Below are 20,259 nucleotides of genomic sequence, written 5' to 3' on the forward strand. Positions count from 1 at the left end.
CCCTCTCCCCGCAGCCGGGGAGAGGGAGAAGAGTGTCACTCCTTCGGACGCATCTTCGCGACTTCGGCGTCGCTCGGCAGATAGTCCGAGCCCTTCTTGTAGGCGGCGTCGACCATCACGCCCTTGCCGTCCTTCAGCGCCGTCTTGCCGACGAAGGCGCCGAGCGTCGACTGGTGGTCGATCTTGCGGAAGGTGATTTCGCCGAACGGCGACGGCACCGAGAGACCCTCCGCGGCTGCGATCAGCTTCTCCGGATCGGTCGAGTTGGCCTTCGCCAGGATCGCGGCCGCCGACTTGATGGTCTGGTAGCCGACGATCGAGCCGAGGCGCGGATAGTCGTTATACTTGGCCTGATACGCCTTCAGAAATGCATCGTGCTCCGGCGTCTTGATCGAATACCAGGGATAGCCGGTGACGATCCAGCCTTGCGGCGTCTCGTCCTTGAGGGGATCGAGATATTCCGGCTCGCCGGTCAGGAACGACACCACGGCACGGTCCTTGAACAGGCCGCGGGTGTTGCCCTCGCGCACGAGCTTGACGAGGTCGGCGCCGAAGGTGACGTTGAGGATCGCCTCCGGGTTGGCGGCGGCAACCGCCTGCACCACCGGACCCGCGTCGATCTTGCCCTGCGGCGGCCACTGCTCGTCGACCCACTGGATGTCGGGCCGCTTCTCCGACATCAGCTTCTTGAACACGGCGACCGCCGACTGGCCGTATTCATAATTCGGCGCAATCGTCGCCCAGCGCTTGGCCGGCAGCTTCGCGGCCGCCTCCACCAGCATCGCAGCCTGCATGTAGTTCGAGGGACGCAGGCGGAACGTATATTTGTTGCCCTTCGACCAGGTGATGGCGTCGGTCAGGGGCTCGGCCGCCAGAAAGAACACCTTCTTCTGGTTGGCGAAATCGCTGACCGCGAGTCCGATATTGGACAGGAAGGTGCCCGCGAGCATGGCGACGCCTTCGCTGGAGACCAGCTCATTGGCCGCGGTCTGAGCGTCGGCCGGCTTGCCGCCATCGTCCTTGGAGACGACGACGAGCTTCTTGCCGTTGATGCCGCCGGCCGCATTGATCTCCTCGACCGCGAGCTGCCAGCCCTTGCGATAGGGCTCGGTGAAGGCCGGCAGAAGCGAATAGCTGTTGATCTCGCCGATCTTGATGTCCTGCGCCATGACCGAGTTCGACATGGCGGAATTCGCCATGCCGGCCGCCAGCAGCGCGAACGCCGCGCCGAAAAGAGTATGTCTTGCTCGCATCCCAACCTCCACTGTTATGACCCCTATGTCTCGAGCATGATCTTGTCGGAAAACCGGTTCTCGCTTTGCGCAAACGCGACCCTCCGGGTCCGGATCATGCTCTACCGCAGGCCGTCTTCGCCCTTGATTTCCGCAACCGTCAAGCCGCCGACGCGCGGCAGCGGACGCCCGCTGTCGGTGACGGCGACCGCAACCATGATCTCGTTGGCGCGCGGCGCGTCGTTGACCTGCACTTCCATACCGTCGAAATGGCTGCGCACGAAGGCCGCGTCCTTGTGCCCGAGCGGAATGTCGAGCGTGGTGCCCGGGCCGCTGCGCTTCTTCGAGGACGGGATCAGGGCCGCGCCCTTGCTCAGGGCTTTACGCACCGGCGCACCCATCTTCGGATGCAGGATCGCGGCGGCATGCTCCAGTTCGCCGTTCTCGCCGACGGCGGCGGCCTTGCCGTAGCTCTGCGCCTTGGACCCATCGATGCCGAGCGCCGCGACCGCGCGCTTCGCCAGGAGCTCGCCGAGCTCCTCGCCGATCGCGATCAGCGGCGACAGATCCTCGACATATCTTCCGGCAAAGGGATTTTCGATCACGGCGATCGCGGCGGCACGCCGGGTCGGCGGCGACACCGTGCGTCCCATCTCCATCTGCGTCTCCTCGACGACGGTGACGATCTTGCGGATGATCGCGCTCATCTCTGTTTCCCCGGTTCGCTTTCCCGTTCAGGCATGGACCGCGCTCTCGGCAAGGCGCGGACGCGGTCGATCCCGTTCGATGTGTTTCGTGCCGATGACGAGCATATCACCACAAAGCTGCAGCATGGCACCCTCGATCAGTCCGCGATCGAATAATTGACGGGCACGTTCCGCACCGGATTCCAGCGCCGCGGCAATTTCGCCGCGCGGCAATTCGCCGACGTCGCGGGTGACGAGGCGTGCGCCGAGGTCGCTGTCGGGCTGGATCTCTTCCGCGGGACGGCGGACGATCGCGGGATGCCCGGGCAGATCGACCGCATTGGCGATGATCGTGGCGGCGGCGTCCGCCTGCGACGCCGTGCGCGCCAGCACCGTCACGGCGTCGGCAATGCCGAGCGAAAAACTCCGGCCATGGCGGCCGCTGGTCGCAATCCCGCGCACGGGATCGTCGGCCTCGACGATCATGGTCCGCATCACGCCCTGCCCGTCGGGCCGGTCCACCAGGCCGACGCTGAACCGCTCGCCTGCGCCGAGATGCAGCGCGATGTCGCCGCCATTGTTGACATAGGCCTGGTCGAGCCTGGCCGCGCCCAGCATCGCGGCCAGAATCTCGTCCGCCACGCCGCCCGCGACCGCCGCCATCGGCGTGATGAAGCATTCGGCGGCAAAGGGCGCAACTGCTTCATACATGCGCCGTGCGACGATCCCCTTCAGCGAACAGCGCGCGGACACAGCCGGCTTGCGCAGCTCCACGAGCTCCGCGCAGAGCTCATCGAGCAAGCCGGTGAAGCGGCGCGCTGCGGCCTCATAAGCCGCGTGCACGTCGCGCTCGCCTCCCCTCGCCTCCACGATCAGGTCGATCGGACCGTCCTGCAAATGCAGCCGCCGGCCATCGGACAGCAACGCGATTTGCGGCAGCCTCATGCGCGCCGCCCGGGAATCGGATGCTGCCAGGGCAATTGGCGGACGTCGCCACCGTCCTTGAGCTCGGCCAGCGGCCGCACATAGTCCATGTGCCCGCCGAGCGCGGCATAGTCGGAGAGCCTGAGCGTGAACTCGATCGGCGCGACCAAGGCCGGCGTCGGCACGTAGCCGAAGGCGCCGGCCGGCATCTGCGTGACGTCGACCATGTAGGTGATGCCGCCGCCGGGCCAGACATAGACCGGCGCGCCGCCAGAGGTGACGCGCGTCAGCGCATCCTTCACCGAGCGCGTCAGCCGCACCGGGTTGTCGGTCACGCCGGCGCGCAGCGAGCCGCCGGCCCCCGCCATGAACAGCACGGTGCACAGCGCCGGCTCGCAATTCTCCTTGATGCGCTCGACGGAGAATTTGAGATCCGCGGGCATCTCGGTCTCGACCGGCTTCAAGGCCTCGTCGAGCACGTAGTAGGAGGCGTGCTCGCCGGTGGTGGAGACCATCAGCATGGTCATGCCGGGCCGCGCCTCCTTCGGATCGAACGGACCGAGGATTGACAAGGGATCGGAGATGTCGGTGCCGCCCCAGCCGGTGCCGGGATCGGCGACCTGGAAGTAGCGGCCGGGCGTCGAGCGCCGGCCCTTCATCTTGATGCCGGTGTCGGCGATGTCCAGGAGCTTGCCGGCCTGGTGCTCGCTGAGCACGCCGGTGATGTGGTCGTCGACCACGACGACCTCGTCGACCTTGCCGTGCCACTGCTTGGCGAACATGCCGATCGTCGCCGAGCCGCAGCCGACCCGCATGCGCTCTTCCCTGACGCCGTTGACGATCGGCGGCTGGCCCGCCTGCACCACCACGGTCGCGCCGCCGTCGATGGTGAGTTCGACCGGCTTGCAGTTGGAGAGGTCCATCAGCGTGTCGCAGGTGACGCGGCCCTCCTTCTTGGAGCCGCCGGTCAGATGATGCACGCCGCCGAGCGAGAGCATCTGCGAGCCGTATTCGCTGGTCGTGACGTGGCCGACGGCCTCGCCCTGCGCGCGTACGGTCGCGGTCTCGGGCCCGAGATAGCGGTCGGTGTCGATCTTCACCTTGACGCCGCAATAGGAGAAGATGCCCTCGGTGACAACGGTGACCATGTCGACGCCGTCGACCTCCGACGATACGATGAACGGCGCCGGCTTGTAGTCGGGATAGGTGGTGCCCGCGCCGATCGCGGTGACGAAGGTGGAGGGCCCATGGACGATCTTGCCGTCCCAGTCTTCGCTGCGGTTGAACGGCACCAGCCGTCCGCCATGCGAGACCGTGCGCTCCAGGATGATGTGGGGATCGACCCGCACCAGCTTGCCGTCGTGATTGGCGTAGCGGTCGCAGGCCCCGGCCGCACCCGGCTTGATGTAGCACATCACCGGACAGGCATCGCAGCGGATCTTGTCGGCTGCACTCGTCGTTTCATTCACCATCGGCTTGGCTCGCGGGCAACGACGGGGCTGCTATCATTCGTATACGAATGATGTTGCGCGCGATGCCGCGGGCTGTCAAGCGAGGCCTGCGGCGAAAAGTGAGGGTTGCCGAACAAAACCGCGGCTGCCTGCCGCCTCCGTCGATGACGCATGAGCCGCGCTGCACTGCGGCATGCGCGGCTTGCACGTTTGTGTACAAACGTTATCGTCGGCATCGCAATTGCAGCGATCGCGGGGCTCGAGACCAGGCATGACGCAGACACCGATCCGCCTCACCGTGAACGGCAGGATCCATGACGTCCTTGCCGCACCGGATACGCCGCTGCTGCTCGTGCTGCGCAACGATCTGCAGCTCAACGGTCCGAAATACGGCTGCGGCCTCGGCGAATGCGGCACCTGCACGGTGCTGATCGACGGGCTCGCGGCGCGCGCCTGCGTCATTCCGGTCAAGGGCTGCACAGGACGCGACATCGTGACGCTGGAAGGTCTCGGCACGCGTGGGAAACCCGATCCGGTGCAGCAGGCCTTCATCGACGAGCAGGCCGCGCAATGCGGCTATTGCCTCAACGGCATGATCATGACGACCAAGGCGCTGCTCGCGATCAACCCGCGGCCCACCGAGCAGGAGGCGCTGGAGGCGCTACGCTACAATCTCTGCCGCTGCGGCACGCATGTCGAAATCCTCCGCGCGGTGATGCGCGCCTCCGGCCAGTTGACCGAGGTCGGCAAGTGATGGCCTCCGATCCGTCCGATGGGCCCGCGCACCCGTCCGGCTCGCTCGTCGTCGTCCGCGCCTTGGAGAATGGCACGTCCGAGACCTTTGTCAGGATCACTGCGGACGGGTCGGTCACGGCCTATAACGGCCACGTCGATCTCGGCACCGGCATCCGGACCGCACTCGGCCAGATCGTGGCCGAGGAGCTCGACGTGTCCTTTGCCCGCGTCGTGGTGGTGCTCGGCGACACCGCCGTCGTGCCGAACCAGGGCGCGACCATCGCCAGCGAGACCATCCAGATCACCGCCGTCCCCCTGCGCAAGGCAGCGGCGCAGGCGCGCCACTTCCTGATCGCACGGGCGGCGGAGCAGTTGGAGCTGCCGCTCTCGCAGTTGCGGATCGAGGACGGGCTCGTCCGCGGCCACGACAACCACAGCGTCAGCTATGGCGAGCTGATCGGCGGCGAAAGCATCCGCCTCGAACTCGCGGACGACGTCGTCGTGAAACCGGTCGGCGACTACGCCATCGTCGGCCATTCGGTGCCACGCGTCGACCTGCCGGCGAAGGCGACCGGCGAGCTCACCTTCGTGCACGACGTTCGCGTGCCCGGCATGCTGCACGGCCGCGTCGTGCGCCCGCCCTATGCCGGCGTCGACGCCGGCCCGTTCGTCGGCACCAGCCTGATCGCGGTCGACGAATCCTCGGTGCGCGACGTGCCCGGCCTCGTGGCCGTGGTGCGGATCGGCGATTTCGTCGGCGTCGTCGCCGAGCGCGAGGAGAATGCGATCCTGGCGGCGGAACGGCTCGAGCTGAACTGGAAGGCGACGCCCGCTTTGCCGGACCTCGGCGACGTCGAGCAGGCGCTGCGCGACAATCCTTCCTCGCCGCGCACGCTGATCGACAAGGGCAACGTGACGACGGCGATCGCCGGCGCCGCCAAGCCGATGCCGCGCACCTATGTCTGGCCCTACCAGATGCACGCCTCGATCGGGCCGTCCTGCGCGGTCGCCGATTGTCAGGACGGATGCATCCGCGTGTGGTCGGGCACGCAGAACCCGCACCTGCTGCGCGCCGACCTCGCGCTCCTGGTCGAGCGGCCGGAAGCCGAGATCGAGGTGATCCGGCTGGAGGCGGCCGGCTGCTACGGCCGCAACTGCGCCGACGACGTCACGGCGGATGCGCTCTTGCTGTCGCGCGCGGTCGGCCGTCCCGTGCGCGTGCAATTGACGCGCGAGCAGGAGCATCTGTGGGAGCCGAAGGGCACCGCGCAGCTCATCGACGTCAATGGCGGGCTGAACGCGGACGGCAGCGTCGCGGCCTACGACCTCGCCACCCGCTATCCCTCCAACGGCGCGCCGACGCTGGCGCTGCTGCTGACGGGCCGGATCGTGCCGGATCCCGCCGTGTTCGAGATGGGCGACCGCACCGCGATCCCCCCTTACGACTACGACAACATGCGCGTCGTCGCGCACGACATGCCGCCGATCGTGCGGGCGTCGTGGATCCGCGGCGTCTCGGCGCTGCCGAACACCTTCGCGCACGAATCCTATATCGACGAGCTCGCAACGGAGGCCGGCGTCGATCCGATCGAATACCGGCTGCGCTATTTGAAGGACCAGCGCGCCGTCGACCTCGTCAACGCGGTCGCCGAGCGCGCCGGCTGGCAACCGCGGCCCGTGCGACGGGAGCAGGACGGCGACATCGTGCACGGGCGCGGCTTCGCCTACGCGCTCTACGTCCACAACAAGTTCCCCGGTTACGGCGCGGCGTGGTCGGCCTGGATTGCCGACGTCGCCGTGAACAAGACGACCGGCGACGTCAGCGTGACGCGCGTGGTGGCGGGCCAGGATTCCGGCCTGGTGATCAATCCCGACGGCGTGCGGCACCAGATCCAGGGCAACGTGATCCAGTCCACCAGCCGCGCGCTGATGGAGGAGGTGCGCTTCGAGCGCGGCGCGGTGGCGGCGCGCGAATGGGGCGCCTATCCGATCATCCCCTTCCCCGACGTGCCCGAGATCGACGTGCTGATGCTGCCGCGGCCGGACCAGCCGCCGCTCGGCGTCGGCGAATCCGCTTCCGTCCCGAGCGCCGCGGCCATCGCCAATGCGATCTTCGACGCCACCGGCGTCCGCTTCCGCGAACCGCCGTTCACGCCGGAACGCATCCTGAAGGGATTGCACGGAGGTTCGCCGCCCGAGCCTGCGGCCCTGCCGGCGCCTGCCGCATCACAGCGGCGCATCTGGAAAAACCCGTTCGCGGTACGCACGGGCATGCTCGCAACTGTTGCCGCGCTCTGCACCGCCGCGATCGGCATCGGCGCCGCGATGTTGCCGGGCCGCGCGATCGCCCCGATCGCGCGCCCGGACGCGTCGGTCTATTCGGCTGCGACGATCGCCCGCGGCGCGCAACTGGCGGCGCTCGGCAATTGCGCGGTCTGTCACACCAGCCTCGATGGCTTGCCGAACGCCGGCGGCCGGCCCATGGAGACGCCGTTCGGCATCATCTACAGCACCAACATCACGCCCGACGTCGCAACCGGCATCGGCGCCTGGTCCTATCCGGCGTTCGAGCGCGCCATGCGCGATGGCGTTCATCGCGACGGCCGGCAGCTCTATCCGGCCTTCCCCTATACGCACTTCGCCGGGACGACCGACGCCGACCTGCAGGCGCTCTATGCCCATCTGATGGCCCAGCCGGCGGTTCGCGCGACGGCGCCGGAGAACGCGCTCCGCTTCCCGTTCAACCTCCGTCCCTTGCTCGCGGGATGGAATGCGCTGTTCCACCGGGCGAGCCAGCTCAAGCCGGATTCGAGCAAATCGGAGCTCTGGAATCGCGGCGCCTATCTCGTGGAAAGTCTCGGCCATTGCAGCGCCTGCCATTCGCCGCGCAATTCGCTCGGCGCCGAGCAGCGCGAGGCTCATCTCGCCGGCGGCATGGTCGAAGGCTGGGAGGCGCCGCCGCTGACCTCGCTGTCTCAGGCGCCGATCCCGTGGAGCGAGGCCGAGCTCTACGCTTATTTGCGCACCGGTCAGTCGCGCTATCACGGCGTGGCCGCAGGTCTCATGGCGCCGATCGTCAGGGACCTGAAGGCCCTGCCCGACCAGGACATCCGCGCCATGGCGGCCTATCTCGCCTCGTTCAATGACGCCGCGCTCGATCAGCCGGCGCAGCACGCGCTCGCCGTCGAGCTCGAGGCCGCAACGCGGGTCACCGTTGCTTCCTCAGCGGGGGCGCGGCTCTATCTCGGAGCCTGCGCGGTCTGCCACGAGGTGGGCGGCCTGCCGCTGTTCGGCAGCCGGCCGTCCCTCGCGCTCAACAGCAATCTGCACGGCAGGACGCCCGACAACCTCGTTCGGATCATCCTGCACGGTGTCACCGAGCCGGTGTCGAGCGATCTCGGCTACATGCCGGCGTTCGGACAGAGCATGACCGACACGCAGATCGAGGAGCTGGTCGCGTTCCTGCGCAAGCAGTTCGCGCCGGACAAGCCGGCCTGGAGCGGCGTCGGCGAGACGATCGCCCGCGCGAGGCGATCGCTCGACTGAACGGGCTATTTCGCATTCGCCGCGGCATGGGCCGGCCAGAGATAGTCGCGCCAATGCAGCACGATTCCCAGCATCAGCGCGAAGCCGGCCGCGGCATAAAGCGTGCCGGCGACGGCGAAGCCGAACCGATCGATCAGGCTGCCGGCAGCCAACAGTCCGATCGGCAGGCCGTAGATCACCATCATGCGCACGCCCATGACGCGTCCGCGCAGACGTTCGTCGACCGAGCGCATCAGGATCACGGCGACCGCGATCATCGACAGGCTCTGCGAGAAGCCCGCGAGCATCAGGCACGCCATCGCGACCGGCACGGTCTTGATCTGCACGAACACCAGCAGCGTCGCGTACCAGACCGACGTCGAAGCGATCATCAGCCGCGCCACGCGCGCGACGCTGACGAAGCCGAGTGCCATCGAGCCGATCAGGGAACCGGTGGCAAAGCTCGCGGTGAGATAGCCGAGGCCGGCCTGGTTCGTGGCGTAGATATCCCGGGCGACATAGGGCAGGAGGCCATTGGTCAACGGGAAGGCGGTGAGGTTGACGAGGAACGCGATCCACATCGCCGCGCGCACCTGCGGGGTGGTCCAGACGTGAGCCAGGCCCTCCCTGAGATCGCCGAACGGCGAGCGAGCCGGCGTGCGCTCCGCGCCTCCCGCGGCCGGGCGCGGCCTGGCGGGGAGCTTGATGCACAAGGTCAAGATCGTGCTGGCGACGTAGAGGCACATGATCGCGACATAGACCGGGCCGATGCCGAGAGCGGCGAATAGCCCTGCGCCGCTGAGCGCGCCGGCGATGCGGGCAGTGTCCTGGGTGGTACGCGAGATGCTGATGGCGCCGACCAGCAGGTCCGCCGGCATGATGTCGGCGACCAGTGCGGCGCGCACGCCGAGATCGGAGGGCCGTATCAGGCCCATGATCGAGACGATGATCATGACCCAGGTCGGGGTCAGGCGGCCCGTCAGCGCCAGCAGCATCAACGTCGCCGCCAGCATCGCATAGGCCACGCGCATCATCGCGAGAAGATCGCGATGGCCGATGCGGTCGCCGATGACGCCGAACATCGGCGCGATCAGCGTCCCCACGTAATTGAGCGACGCCAGCACCGTGAGCAGCAGCACCGACCCGGTCTCGACCAGGACGTACCAGCCGAGCACCAGCGTCTCCATCTCGAACGCCCAGGACGTGAGCAGATCGGCCGGCCACTGGAAGCGATAGTTGCGAAGACGGAACGGCCGCCTGAACCCGCTCAACGCGCGACAACGCTCGCCATGGCGCCCACCCCTGCCCTGTTTCTTCTTGAGACCGGCTTTACAGGGTTCGACAGTCCATGACCAGTACCGAGACCGGCACCGATCGGCACGCACCTACCGACGGAACGCGCCCGTCGTTGTGCAGCGCAAATGAACTCTCTTCGGCGGTGACGATACCGCCGTGCCGGCCCCCTCTTGGCTTGGTAAACGCAAACTTAACGCAGTTTCGGCGAAACCGTGCGCCGCCCGCGGTATTTCCGCCATTTCCCGCAGATTTTCCGCGAAGCGCCTATTTGTGCCCAATTCGACGGGTGAAAATGTCGCAGATTTAACAAACTGCCCGCTCCGGCCATTTAACCGTTTGTGCAGCGACGGCCACGCATAGTTGCAGCCAAATCCTTTGCTCCCGTAGGTTCATTCATCGTGTCATCCTTTGGACGTGTGATTTCGGTTCGCGGATCGCTCGCCCGGGTCGGTCTGCTGGCGGAAAACCGGATGCCGATCTCGGAAGTGCGCGCGACCGTCGGCCGCTTCGTCAGCATTCGCTGCGCAAGCTCGATCATCGTAGCCATGATCACGGAGGTCTCCTGCGAGAACCTCTCGGGCAGCGACGATTACATCGCAATCGCCTCGGTCGACTTGCTCGGCGAAATCCTCAATGCGACCGACAAACCCAAGTTTCAGCGCGGCGTCACCAACTATCCGACCATCGGCGATGCGGTCGACCTGATCACGAGCCAGGAGCTGCGCACGATCTATGCACCGACCGGATCGGACCAGATCAACGTCGGCTTCCTGCAGCAAGACCGCTCCGTCGTCGCCTATGTCGACATCGAGGAGATGCTTTCGAAGCATTTCGCCGTGCTCGGATCGACCGGCGTCGGCAAATCGACCGGCGTGTCGCTGCTGCTCAACGAGATCCTGAAGGCGCGGCCGAACCTGCGTATCTTCCTGCTCGACGTCCACAACGAATATGGCCGCTGCTTCGGCGATCGCGCGCTGGTGCTCAACCCGCGGAACCTGAAGCTGCCGTTCTGGCTGTTCAACTTCGAGGAGATCGTCGACGTGCTGTTCGGCGGCCGCCCCGGCGTGCCCGAAGAGCTCGACATCCTCGCCGAGGTCATCCCGGTCGCGAAGGGCGTCTACACCCAGTACCAGAACGCCGACCGCCTCGGCTTGAAGCGCATCGACCCCAAGCAGGTCGGCTACACCGTGGACACGCCGGTGCCCTACCGCCTCGTCGACCTGATCTCGCTGATCGACGAGCGCATGGGCAAGCTGGAGAACCGCTCCTCGCGCATCATCTATCACAAGCTGATCTCGCGCATCGAGACCGTGCGCAACGACCCGCGCTACACCTTCATGTTCGACAACGCCAATGTCGGCGGCGACACCATGGCGGAAGTGATCAGCCATCTGTTCCGCCTGCCCGCCAACGGCAAGCCGATGACGGTGATGCAGCTCGCCGGCTTCCCGGTCGAGGTGATCGATTCCGTCGTCTCGGTCCTGTGCCGCATGGCCTTCGATTTCGGCCTGTGGAGCGACGGCGTCTCGCCGCTGCTGTTCGTCTGCGAGGAGGCGCACCGCTATGCGTCCGCCGACCGCAACATCGGCTTCGGGCCGACCCGCAAGGCGGTGTCGCGCATCGCCAAGGAAGGCCGCAAATATGGCGTCTATCTCGGCCTCATCACCCAGCGTCCGGCCGAACTCGACGCCACCATCATCTCACAGTGCAACACGCTGTTCACGATGCGGCTCGCCAACGAGCGCGACCAGGCGCTGCTGCGCGCCGCCGTGTCGGATGCCGCCGCCAATTTGCTCTCCTTCGTGCCGTCGCTCGGCACCCGCGAGGTACTGGCCTTCGGCGAAGGCGTCGCACTGCCGACGCGGCTGCGCTTCAAGGAGGTGCCGCCGCATCAATTGCCGCGCGGCGAAGCGACGATCAGCAGCGTGCCCTCGGTGACCTCCGGCCACGACATGCATTTCGTCAGCGCCGTGCTCGAGCGCTGGCGCGGCGCCACCTCGCAGCGCGACGTTCCGAACGACCCGGTCTTCTCCGGACCCGGCGCGAAGACACTGTCCCCGGTCGAAGCGCCGATGCTGCAGCCTTCGATGGGGCTCGATCCCGACCGCTTCTCGCTGCTCAAGAAGCCGCTGCGGTAGGGAACCGCGCGGTCCACGCCTCTCGTGTCCCGGGCGCGCTGCGGCGCGCCAGCGCTGCTGCGCAGAACCGGGACCCTACCCTATACCCGGTGCGGCATAGGCCCCGGTTCTGCAGCGCATCGCTGAAGGAGCGCTGCGCTGCGTCCGGGGCACGCGCCGATTTGCTGTCGGGCAAAATGCCGCGCTATTTTCCACAGATTTGACCGATCGAATTAGCTTGCCCTTCAGTTGCGGGACGCCAACCTTCGCCCATGAGCCAGGCAGCGACGAGGCATCGGCTGCCGGCCCACCAGGAGGCGCGCTTCGCAATGGATGACAAGGTCAGAATTCGCTGCCCGTTCTGCACCCGCCTGTTCCGGGATCGCGCACAGCGCGTCAGGGACGGCTACCAGGTGAATTGCGAGCATTGCGTCCGCCTCATCACCTTCACGCGCGATTCCGAGGATCCGTTCATGCGCCGGACTCTCAAGCTCGCGCGCGAGACCCGCGCCGCGATCGAAGCCAAGATGATGGCGGACCGCGAAGCAGCGGCCGCAGTCGCACAGCGCCAGCGCGGGTACTGAACGGACCGAAGTTCAACCCGGAGCGAAAGAATATTGCCGAGCATGGCCCGGTCCGCATTGGCGCGCTTTGCGCGGCCGACGCCGATCGACTATGGTTCGCCCTCTTCCCTCGATCCGGTCCGGAACCCCCTCGATGTCGCAAGCTCCCGCAAGTCGCTTTCCCGCACCCGCAATCGACGCGCTGCCGGAGGACATCCGCACGCGCCTGCTCGCCGTGCAGGAGAAGAGCGGCTTCGTGCCGAACGTGTTTTTGACGCTGGCCTACCGGCCGGACGAGTTCCGCGCCTTCTTCGCCTATCACGACGCGCTGATGGAGAAGGACTCCGGCCTCACCAAGGCCGAGCGCGAGATGATCGTGGTTGCAACCTCGGCCGCCAACCAATGCCAGTACTGCGTGATCGCGCATGGCGCGATCCTGCGTATTCGCGCCAAGAATCCGCTGATCGCCGACCAGATCGCAGTGAACTACCGCAAGGCCGACATCACGCCGCGGCAGAAGGCGATGCTTGATTTCGCCATGAAGGTCTCGGCCGACGCGCAGCGCGTTTCCGACGACGACCTTGCCGCGCTCGCCCCGCACGGCTTCAGCAATGACGACATCTGGGACATCGCCGCGATCAGCGCCTTCTTCGCGCTGTCGAACCGGATGGCGAACTTCGCCGGCATGCGGCCGAACGACGAATTCTACCTGATGGGACGCCTGCCGAAGCGATGATCGAACTGGGTTGGCAAGATATCCTGCTGCGGCTTGGGATCGCTGCGCTTGCGGGCAGCGCCATCGGATTGAATCGCGACCTGCAAGGCAAGCCGATCGGCCTGAAGACGCTCGGCATCGTCGGGCTGTCGACGGCGACCGTCGTGGTGTTGGCGGTGCAGTTCGCCGAGCCCGGCAAGATGACGGATGCGACCAGCCGCGTGATCCAGGGCATTCTGACCGGCATCGGCTTTCTCGGCGCCGGCGTCATCGTCCACCAGCGCCACGGCTTTCGCATCCGCGGGCTGACCAGCGCCGCCTGCACGTTCCTCGCCGCCTGCGTCGGCATCGTTTGCGGCGTCGGGCAATGGAACATCGTGGGCATCGCGCTGGCGCTGGCCTTCGTGCTTCTCACCGTCGGCCGCCTCACCGAGCGCTGGCTGCACCAGATCCTCGGCGGCAAGGACGACCCGCACGACGACGGCCCGACGCAGGCCGCGGCGCCGAAACGGCTCTAATCATCCGTCGCCGGCCCGCACCAGCCGGGCAGATAGATCGCCTCCCTGGTCTTGGCGAACGCCAGGCCGCGTTCCAGCGCCTTGTCGAAATTGCCCGCCACCGTCTTGCGCGACAATTTGCGGCGCAGGAAGTCCGCCCACAGGAATTCGGAGAACGGCGTGGTGTCCTTGGCGAAGCCGCCCATCCGGCGCAACTCGCCGGCGAGGCTGCGGAACGGATCGTCCCTGAGATCGGCGACCGATTTCGGCAGATCGCGGAAGTGCCGCCGTTCGCCCTTGGCGTCGTAGGGATAGACCCAGCGCTTGTTGTCCATCACGCCCCAGAACGCTTCGCGCTCGACCATGGTGAGATCGCCGACGATGGCGACCAGCACGTCCTTGACGCCCTCGTCGTGCAGCGCACGCGCCAGATGATGGTGGTCGATCACGTAGTAGCGCTCGCCGGGTCCGTGCACGACGGGGATCATGTGCCGGCCGAGCAGGTCGGCCTGCTTCTTTCTGTCGTGCTCGCGCCAGCGTTTGCGCTTCTCCTTCACCTCGCGCATGCCGACCGTCATCTGCGTCGGACGCAGCGACAGGATCGGCACGGGATGCACTCTCGGCTCGCGCGTGTTGGTCATGACCGGAAGCTCCTCGCATGCGCAAAAGGGTTGGACGTCGGCGCGATTATGCCATGCCCGCCGGACTTGTAACCGGGGACGGCCGGCCCCGTCCGCGCTGAGGGGGGTTCCCGGACTCCGCCGCGGGATGGTTGACGACGGGCCGCCGATGGCCCGGCCGCGAAGATTTTTCCTGCAACGCGCGAGCCGCCTGTGCTATCAAAATCCAGTGCTTCGGAGCCGATCCCTCGCATGAAGACCCAGCGGCCCATAACCTCGGACGAGGAGCATCGGGTGCTCCCGTTCAGGCCGCGCACCCCACCTCCCCCGTCGGCCCGGCGGGGCGACGGCACGGTGCAACCGTTGCGTGCCGAGACGCCGGAGCCGCTCGACCTCTCCCGCTATGAGCAGCCCCGCGAACAGCCGGACGACTTCCGCCATCGGATGCTCGCCAATCTGGCCGCGCTCGCCTTCACCATCGCGCTGACCGCGGTCGGAATCTGGCTCGCGGTGAGCATCGCCGACCTGCGCCGGACCCAGGATTGCGTGCTGATGGGCCGGCGCGACTGCGTGAAGATCACGACGCCTCATCTTTGAGCCCATCCCGGGCCCCCGGACCACCCGGTTTGAGCCCCATCACGGGGCGTCCCCAGCCCCGTCCGGCTCCATTGAACTCAAGGCGGCGCTCCGATATACGGGCACTCGACCCGGCCAGAGGGAGTCTGAGGGCGTCATCTGCGGCGCGATGCCCGCCCACCGCGCCACTCTGGAACACCAGAAGATATCTACAATATATCAAAGGCTTAGTGATGTCCTCCACATTCGATCAGGTCGCCACGATCATCGCTGAAACCTGCGACATCCCGCGCGACACGATCACGCCGGATAGCCATGCCATCGACGATCTGGGCATCGACAGCCTCGATTTCCTGGACATCGCGTTCGCCATCGACAAGCAGTTCGGAATCAAGCTGCCGCTGGAGAAGTGGACGCAGGAGGTCAACGACGGCAAGGCGACCACCGAGCAGTATTTCGTGCTGAAGAACCTGTGCGCACGCATCGACGAATTGGTCGCGGCCAAGAGCGCGGGCGCCTAATCGCGCGGCCATGCAACTCGAATACTTCCATCTGATCGACCGCATCGTCGAGCTCAAGGCCGACGAGAAGAGGATCATTGTCGAAGCGCAGGTTCCGAAGGAGAGCACCATCTTCGAGGGGCACTTTCCGGGCTATCCGCTGATGCCCGGCGTACTGCTGATCGAATCGATGGCGCAGGCCTCGGGCTGGCTCCTGCTCGGCGTCCTCAAATTCGAGCGCATGCCGATCCTGGCCGCCGTCAAGGAGGCCAAGGTGCGCGGCTCGGTGTTCCCCGGCGACCTCATGACCATCGAGGCGAGCCTCGTCCACGAAGGCTCGGGCTATGCGATGACCGAGGCCAAGATCCGGGTCGACGGCAAGCTGCGCGCCAACGCCACGCTGACCTTCACCCTCATCCCATTCCCGAACTCGGATATGCGCGGACACATGGACGCGGTCGCCAGGCGCGTCGGATTCCCGCAACAGGCCGTATCGTCATGACCGACACAACCGTTTCGAAGCCCGGCCAGACGGAAGTCTGGATCACCGGCATTGGGCTCGCCACCTCGCTCGGCGAGGGCCTGGACGCAAACTGGGCGGCGCTGCAGGAGCGGCGCATCAATGTCGACGAGAAGAATTTCGCGCCCTACGTCGTCCACCCCCTGATGCCGGTCAGTCTGGACAGCCAGATTCCGAAGAAAGGCGACCAGCGCCAGATGGAAGCCTGGCAGCGCATCGGCACCTACGCCGCCGGCCTCGCGCTGGATTCCGCAGGCATCAAGGGCAACAAGGACATCCTGTCGCGGATCGACATGGTGGTCGCCGCCGGCGGCGGCGAGCGCGATCTCAACGTCGACGTCGGTGTGCTCACTGCCGAGGCCAGGGGCAACAACGCGCCCGGCTTCCTCAACGAGAAGCTGATGAGCGACCTGCGTCCGACGCTGTTCCTCGCCCAGCTCTCCAACCTGCTCGCCGGCAACATCGCCATCGTGCACGGGGTCTGCGGCACCTCGCGCACCTTCATGGGCGAGGAGGTCGCCGGCGCCGACGCCGCCCGCATCGCGCTGACCCGCATCGCCTCCGGCGAGAGCGACATCGCGCTGATCGGCGGCTCGCACAATGGCGAGCGCAAGGACCTGCTGGTCCTCTACGAATTCGGCGACTTCAACCTGAAGGACAAGTTCGCTCCGATCTGGGCGCGCAAGGGTCGCGGCGGCTTCGCGCTCGGCTCCGGCGGCGCGTTCCTGGTGCTGGAATCCAGGGCGCATGCCGAGGCCCGCGGCGCCAAGCCATATGCCAGGCTCTCGAGCGTGGTCGCCGACCTCTCCCGGCGCAGGCAGCCGGGCGACATGACGGCGACGCTGGAAAAGCTGTGGGGAAAGCTGCCGCTCGGCAAGGGCAAGGGCGCGATCATCACCGGAGCGACCGGCGCGGAACCCGCGACTGAAGAGGAGCGGGCTTTCCTCAAGGGCCACGCCGAATTCCCGGTGCGCGCCACCGGGACGATGTTCGGCCATACCATGGAGACGCAGTTTCCGCTCGGGCTCGCGCTTGCCGCGCTGTCGATCTCGCGTGGGGCGCTGTTCCCGCCGAACGATTCCACCAGGCTCGAGATTGAAATGCAGGGTGCCCCGACCCAGATTGTGGTCGTGGGAGCCGGTCACTGGCGCGGCGAAGGCATGGCGCTGGTGGAAGCCGTCGGCTGAGGCGCAACGCGCCTTGTTCGGATCATGCCGTAGCTCAGGATGGATGGGACGAGCGGGGGAATCATGACTGCACCACGCGACAAACTGGGAAGGCCGATCGTCGTCGTCACCGGCATGGGCATCGTGACGTCGCTGGGCGCCGGCAAGGCCGACAACTGGGCGAAGCTCGTCGCCGGCGAATCCGGCATCCGCACCATCTCCCGTTTTCCGATCGACGGGCTGAAGACCACGATGGCCGGCTCGGTCGATTTCGTCACCGTCGATCCGTTCTCATCCACCGGCCTGTCCGAGCGGATGGCCGACATCGCGACCGAGGAAGCGCTGGCGCAGGCCGGCATCGGCTCCAAGGGCGATTTCCCGGGCCCGCTGTTCCTGGCGGTGGCGCCGGTCGAGGTCGAATGGCCGCAACGGCGCGAACTCGGCCGCGCCGTCGGCCAGCAGGACTTCAACTACGACGACCTCCTGCGCATCTCCGGCGGCGGCAAGTTCGCTCCCTTCCATCACCGCTTCATGTTCGCCTCCGTCGCCGACCATCTCGCCGACACCTTCGGCACCAAGGGTTCGCCGATCTCGCTGTCGACGGCCTGCGCCTCCGGTGCGACCTCGATCCAGCTCGGCGTCGAGGCGATCCGCCGCGGCGAGACCGACGCCGCACTGTGCGTGGCGACCGACGGCACGGTCAATCCGGAAGCGCTGGTGCGCTTCTCGCTGCTGTCGGCGCTGTCGACCCAGAACGATCCGCCGCAAGCGGCCTCGAAGCCGTTCTCGAAGAACCGCGACGGCTTCGTCATGGCCGAGGGCGCCGGCGCGCTGGTGCTGGAAAGCTACGAGGCGGCAACCGCGCGCGGCGCGAAGATCCTCGGCGTGATCGCCGGCTGCGGCGAGCTCACCGATTCCTTCCATCGCACCCGCTCCTCGCCCGACGGAAAGCCGATCATCGGCTGCATGCAGAAGACGCTGGCGGACGCCGGCATGGAGCCCGGACAGATCGACCACATCAACGCCCACGGCACCTCGACGCCCGAGAACGACAAGATGGAGTATCTGACGGCCGCGGCCGTGTTCGGCGATCTCGCCCAGAAGATTCCGGTCACCTCGAACAAGTCGATGGTCGGCCACACCATCTCGGCGGCCGGCGCGGTGGAGGCAATCTTCTCGCTGCTCACGCTCGAGCATCAGCTGATTCCGCCGACCATCAACTACGACGTTCCGGATCCCGCGATCCTGTTCAACGTCGTCGGCAACAAGGCGCGCGAGGCCCGCGTCAGCGCGGTGATGTCGAACTCGTTCGGGTTCGGCGGCCAGAACGCCTCGCTGATCCTGACGCGCGAACCGGCCTGAGCCGGCCGCGCGCCCCACCGCGATGAACCGCCTGCTCCTCCGCATCCGGGCGCACCTGCGCGATGCTCTCAAGCCGGCGACCGAGGCAGCGGTCGGCGGGCTCACAGTCGCGCTCTTGCGCATCACGCGCTATTTCGATCCGGACAGGACCGCCGAATTCTTCGGCCGCGCTGCGCGCTTCATCGGCCGCTTTCTGCGCGAGGACCGCATCGGCCGCGAGAACCTGACGGCGGCGTTCCCCGAAAAGTCGCCGGAGGAGATCGAGAAGATTCTCACCGGCGTCTGGCACAACCTCGGCCGCATCGGCGCTGAATTTGCCCATCTCGACCACATCTGGGATTACGACGTCGATCATCCGGACAAGCCGAGCCGCATCGAGTTCGACGCCCGCACCAAGCAGTTGTTCGACGCCCTGCGCGACGACGGCAAGCCCGCGATCATCTTCGCCAGCCACACCGGCAATTGGGAAATTCCCGCACTCGGCGCCGTCGCCCACGGCCTCGACTGCGCGATCCTGTTCCGCAGGCCGAACAGCGAGGCGGCCGACCGCGCCATCGAGCGCACGCGCGCGGTGAAGATGGGCACGCTGGTCGCGGCGGGACGCGACGCGCCCTTCAAGCTCGGTCAGGCGCTCCAGAACAACCAGCACGTCGCCATGCTGGTCGATCAGTGGTTCTCCAGTGGCGTCGAGGTCACCTTCTTCGGCCGCAAGACCAAGGCCAACCCGACCCTGGCGCGCCTGGTGCGTCAGGTCGAGTGCCCGATCCACGGCGTCCGCATCATCCGCCTCCCCAATCACCGTTTTCGCGCCGAACTGACCGAGGAAGTGAAGCCGGTGCGCGATGCCGCCGGCAATATCGACATCCAGGGGACGATGCAGGCAGTCACCTCGGTGATCGAGGGCTGGATCCGCGAATACCCGGAGCAGTGGCTGTGGCTGCACCGGCGGTGGCGGTAGGCTGAATTGTCATTGCGAGCGAAGCGAAGCAATCCAGACTGTCCCCACAGGGAGACTCTGGATTGCTTCGTCGCTTCGCTCCTCGCAATGACGGAGTGGGCCTCACCTCCCCGTCTTCACCCTGGTCCAGAGCCGGTTGACGATGCGCTGGGTCGCGGGGTCGCGGGCCGTGATGACGAAGAGTTTTGAGAGCGTCGCCTCGTCAGGGTAGATGTTCTTGTCACCCAAGATCTTCGGATCGACCAGCTTCTGGCTCGCCAGGTTGCCGTTGGCATAGGACAAGAAGTCCGAGTTCTTCGCCGCGACGTCCGGACGGTAGAGATAGTCGATGAGCTCGTAGGCCTCCGCGACATTCTTCGCGTCCGCCGGGATCGCCAGATTGTCGAAGAACATCTGCGCGCCTTCCTTGGGGATGGCGTAGCCGATCTCGATGCCGCTGCGATCGTCTTTCCTGGCCTCGGCGGCGCGGGCGCGGGCCTGCATGATGTCGCCGGACCAGCCGACCACGAGACAGATCTCGCCGGTGGCGAGCGCGCTCAGATATTCGGAGGAGTGAAACTTGCGCACCGACGGCCGGACTTTCGCCACCGCATCCGCCGCCTTCTCCAGGTCGGCCTGCTTGGTCGAATTGGGATCGAGCCCGAGCCAGTTCAGCGCCGCCGGAAAGATATCGTCGGCGGAGTCCAGCATGTGGACGCCGCAGTCTTTGAATTTTGCCAGGTTCTCGGGCTTGAAGACAATGTCCCAACTGTCGATCTTGGCGTCGGGCCCCAGGATCTCCCGCACCTTCCTGACGTTGTAGCCGATGCCGGTGGT

The 20,259-nt window shown here is 66.6% G+C and carries 19 protein-coding genes; 12 read left to right on the forward strand and 7 right to left on the reverse strand.

From position 1 onward, the window contains the following. Positions 1 to 35: 35 nt before the first annotated feature. From KGM94_RS12565 to KGM94_RS12580, 4 genes are all read right to left on the reverse strand, one after another. Positions 36 to 1,253 carry an ABC transporter substrate-binding protein gene (locus KGM94_RS12565; RefSeq protein ID WP_300259204.1) on the reverse strand — a complete coding sequence of 406 codons (1,218 nt, stop codon included), beginning with the start codon at positions 1,251 to 1,253 and terminating at the stop codon, positions 36 to 38. A gap of 101 nt (positions 1,254 to 1,354) precedes the next feature. Then, positions 1,355 to 1,939, reverse strand: a complete 585-nt coding sequence (locus tag KGM94_RS12570) for an amino acid synthesis family protein (protein ID WP_300259207.1) — start codon at positions 1,937 to 1,939, stop codon at positions 1,355 to 1,357. Positions 1,940 to 1,966: 27 nt separating this feature from the next. Next, on the reverse strand, positions 1,967 to 2,863 hold the full coding sequence (locus tag KGM94_RS12575; protein ID WP_300259209.1) for a UPF0280 family protein: 897 nt from the start codon (positions 2,861 to 2,863) through the stop codon (positions 1,967 to 1,969). Further along, on the reverse strand, positions 2,860 to 4,314 hold the full coding sequence (locus KGM94_RS12580; RefSeq protein ID WP_300259212.1) for a 6-hydroxynicotinate reductase: 1,455 nt from the start codon (positions 4,312 to 4,314) through the stop codon (positions 2,860 to 2,862). The genes KGM94_RS12575 and KGM94_RS12580 overlap by 4 nt, the downstream gene beginning before the upstream one ends. A gap of 250 nt (positions 4,315 to 4,564) precedes the next feature. Here KGM94_RS12580 and KGM94_RS12585 point away from each other — a divergent pair, with 250 nt between their 5' ends. Together KGM94_RS12585 and KGM94_RS12590 are read left to right on the forward strand one after the other, a co-directional pair. Beyond that, entirely contained in the window at positions 4,565 to 5,047 is a 483-nt protein-coding gene (locus KGM94_RS12585) for a (2Fe-2S)-binding protein (RefSeq protein WP_300259214.1), read from the forward strand. Then, positions 5,047 to 8,574, forward strand: a complete 3,528-nt coding sequence (locus tag KGM94_RS12590) for a molybdopterin cofactor-binding domain-containing protein (RefSeq protein ID WP_300259216.1) — start codon at positions 5,047 to 5,049, stop codon at positions 8,572 to 8,574. The genes KGM94_RS12585 and KGM94_RS12590 overlap by 1 nt, the downstream gene beginning before the upstream one ends. Before the next feature lie 5 nt (positions 8,575 to 8,579). Here the strand turns inward: KGM94_RS12590 and KGM94_RS12595 are convergent, their stop codons facing one another. After that, positions 8,580 to 9,824 (reverse strand): MFS transporter, encoded by a 1,245-nt coding sequence (locus KGM94_RS12595; RefSeq protein ID WP_300259218.1) that lies wholly within the window; start codon positions 9,822 to 9,824, stop codon positions 8,580 to 8,582. 423 nt (positions 9,825 to 10,247) lie between these two features. On the opposite strand from KGM94_RS12595, the gene KGM94_RS12600 reads away from it, so the two are divergent. The 4 genes from KGM94_RS12600 to KGM94_RS12615 all read left to right on the forward strand — a co-directional run bounded on the left by KGM94_RS12600 (position 10,248) and on the right by KGM94_RS12615 (position 13,762). Next, entirely contained in the window at positions 10,248 to 11,987 is a 1,740-nt protein-coding gene (locus tag KGM94_RS12600; protein WP_300259220.1) for a DUF87 domain-containing protein, read from the forward strand. A gap of 308 nt (positions 11,988 to 12,295) precedes the next feature. Further along, on the forward strand, positions 12,296 to 12,550 hold the full coding sequence (locus KGM94_RS12605; protein WP_300259222.1) for a hypothetical protein: 255 nt from the start codon (positions 12,296 to 12,298) through the stop codon (positions 12,548 to 12,550). Positions 12,551 to 12,683: 133 nt separating this feature from the next. Further along, positions 12,684 to 13,265, forward strand: coding sequence for a peroxidase-related enzyme (locus tag KGM94_RS12610; RefSeq protein WP_300259224.1), 582 nt, complete (start codon positions 12,684 to 12,686; stop codon positions 13,263 to 13,265). Then, positions 13,262 to 13,762, forward strand: a complete 501-nt coding sequence (locus KGM94_RS12615; protein ID WP_300259226.1) for an MgtC/SapB family protein — start codon at positions 13,262 to 13,264, stop codon at positions 13,760 to 13,762. Before KGM94_RS12610 ends, KGM94_RS12615 begins: the two co-directional genes overlap by 4 nt. Here KGM94_RS12615 and KGM94_RS12620 read toward each other — a convergent pair. Further along, a complete protein-coding gene (locus KGM94_RS12620) occupies positions 13,759 to 14,382 on the reverse strand; it encodes a ParB-like protein (RefSeq protein WP_300259228.1) in 624 nt (207 codons plus the stop codon). The genes KGM94_RS12615 and KGM94_RS12620 overlap by 4 nt on opposite strands. Before the next feature lie 231 nt (positions 14,383 to 14,613). Between KGM94_RS12620 and KGM94_RS12625 the strand changes: the two genes are divergently transcribed. The 6 genes from KGM94_RS12625 (at position 14,614) to KGM94_RS12650 (ending at position 19,443) form a co-directional block, all read left to right on the forward strand. Beyond that, the gene (locus tag KGM94_RS12625; protein ID WP_300259230.1) at positions 14,614 to 14,958 is read left to right on the forward strand and encodes a hypothetical protein; all 345 of its coding nucleotides are present in this window, start codon (positions 14,614 to 14,616) and stop codon (positions 14,956 to 14,958) included. 212 nt (positions 14,959 to 15,170) lie between these two features. Next, positions 15,171 to 15,458, forward strand: a complete 288-nt coding sequence (locus KGM94_RS12630) for an acyl carrier protein (RefSeq protein ID WP_300259232.1) — start codon at positions 15,171 to 15,173, stop codon at positions 15,456 to 15,458. Positions 15,459 to 15,468: 10 nt separating this feature from the next. Next, a complete protein-coding gene (locus KGM94_RS12635) occupies positions 15,469 to 15,939 on the forward strand; it encodes a 3-hydroxyacyl-ACP dehydratase FabZ family protein (protein ID WP_300259234.1) in 471 nt (156 codons plus the stop codon). Next, a complete protein-coding gene (locus tag KGM94_RS12640; RefSeq protein WP_300259236.1) occupies positions 15,936 to 17,144 on the forward strand; it encodes a beta-ketoacyl-ACP synthase in 1,209 nt (402 codons plus the stop codon). Before KGM94_RS12635 ends, KGM94_RS12640 begins: the two co-directional genes overlap by 4 nt. A 63-nt stretch (positions 17,145 to 17,207) precedes the next feature. Continuing rightward, a complete protein-coding gene (locus KGM94_RS12645; protein WP_300259239.1) occupies positions 17,208 to 18,485 on the forward strand; it encodes a beta-ketoacyl-ACP synthase in 1,278 nt (425 codons plus the stop codon). A 22-nt stretch (positions 18,486 to 18,507) separates the two neighbouring features. Next, positions 18,508 to 19,443 carry a lipid A biosynthesis lauroyl acyltransferase gene (locus tag KGM94_RS12650; RefSeq protein WP_300259241.1) on the forward strand — a complete coding sequence of 312 codons (936 nt, stop codon included), beginning with the start codon at positions 18,508 to 18,510 and terminating at the stop codon, positions 19,441 to 19,443. Between the two features lie 102 nt (positions 19,444 to 19,545). Here KGM94_RS12650 and KGM94_RS12655 read toward each other — a convergent pair. Continuing rightward, on the reverse strand, positions 19,546 to 20,259 hold a 714-nt coding region (locus KGM94_RS12655), incomplete at its 5' end, for an extracellular solute-binding protein (protein WP_300259243.1).

It is taken from the genome of Bradyrhizobium sp. (assembly GCF_028868675.1).
In the GTDB taxonomy this organism is placed as follows: Bacteria; Pseudomonadota; Alphaproteobacteria; order Rhizobiales; family Xanthobacteraceae; genus Bradyrhizobium.

Bases quoted from the DNA above. Each gene is read 5' to 3' on its own strand.
- KGM94_RS12565 (WP_300259204.1), bottom strand. From the start codon at position 1,253: ATGCGAGCAAGACATACTCTTTTCGGCGCGGCGTTCGCGCTGCTGGCG.
- KGM94_RS12570 (WP_300259207.1), bottom strand. From the start codon at position 1,939: ATGAGCGCGATCATCCGCAAGATCGTCACCGTCGTCGAGGAGACGCAG.
- KGM94_RS12575 (WP_300259209.1), bottom strand. From the start codon at position 2,863: ATGAGGCTGCCGCAAATCGCGTTGCTGTCCGATGGCCGGCGGCTGCAT.
- KGM94_RS12580 (WP_300259212.1), bottom strand. From the start codon at position 4,314: ATGGTGAATGAAACGACGAGTGCAGCCGACAAGATCCGCTGCGATGCC.
- KGM94_RS12585 (WP_300259214.1), top strand. From the start codon at position 4,565: ATGACGCAGACACCGATCCGCCTCACCGTGAACGGCAGGATCCATGAC.
- KGM94_RS12590 (WP_300259216.1), top strand. From the start codon at position 5,047: ATGGCCTCCGATCCGTCCGATGGGCCCGCGCACCCGTCCGGCTCGCTC.
- KGM94_RS12605 (WP_300259222.1), top strand. From the start codon at position 12,296: ATGGATGACAAGGTCAGAATTCGCTGCCCGTTCTGCACCCGCCTGTTC.
- KGM94_RS12610 (WP_300259224.1), top strand. From the start codon at position 12,684: ATGTCGCAAGCTCCCGCAAGTCGCTTTCCCGCACCCGCAATCGACGCG.
- KGM94_RS12615 (WP_300259226.1), top strand. From the start codon at position 13,262: ATGATCGAACTGGGTTGGCAAGATATCCTGCTGCGGCTTGGGATCGCT.
- KGM94_RS12620 (WP_300259228.1), bottom strand. From the start codon at position 14,382: ATGACCAACACGCGCGAGCCGAGAGTGCATCCCGTGCCGATCCTGTCG.
- KGM94_RS12625 (WP_300259230.1), top strand. From the start codon at position 14,614: ATGAAGACCCAGCGGCCCATAACCTCGGACGAGGAGCATCGGGTGCTC.
- KGM94_RS12630 (WP_300259232.1), top strand. From the start codon at position 15,171: ATGTCCTCCACATTCGATCAGGTCGCCACGATCATCGCTGAAACCTGC.
- KGM94_RS12635 (WP_300259234.1), top strand. From the start codon at position 15,469: ATGCAACTCGAATACTTCCATCTGATCGACCGCATCGTCGAGCTCAAG.
- KGM94_RS12640 (WP_300259236.1), top strand. From the start codon at position 15,936: ATGACCGACACAACCGTTTCGAAGCCCGGCCAGACGGAAGTCTGGATC.
- KGM94_RS12645 (WP_300259239.1), top strand. From the start codon at position 17,208: ATGACTGCACCACGCGACAAACTGGGAAGGCCGATCGTCGTCGTCACC.
- KGM94_RS12650 (WP_300259241.1), top strand. From the start codon at position 18,508: ATGAACCGCCTGCTCCTCCGCATCCGGGCGCACCTGCGCGATGCTCTC.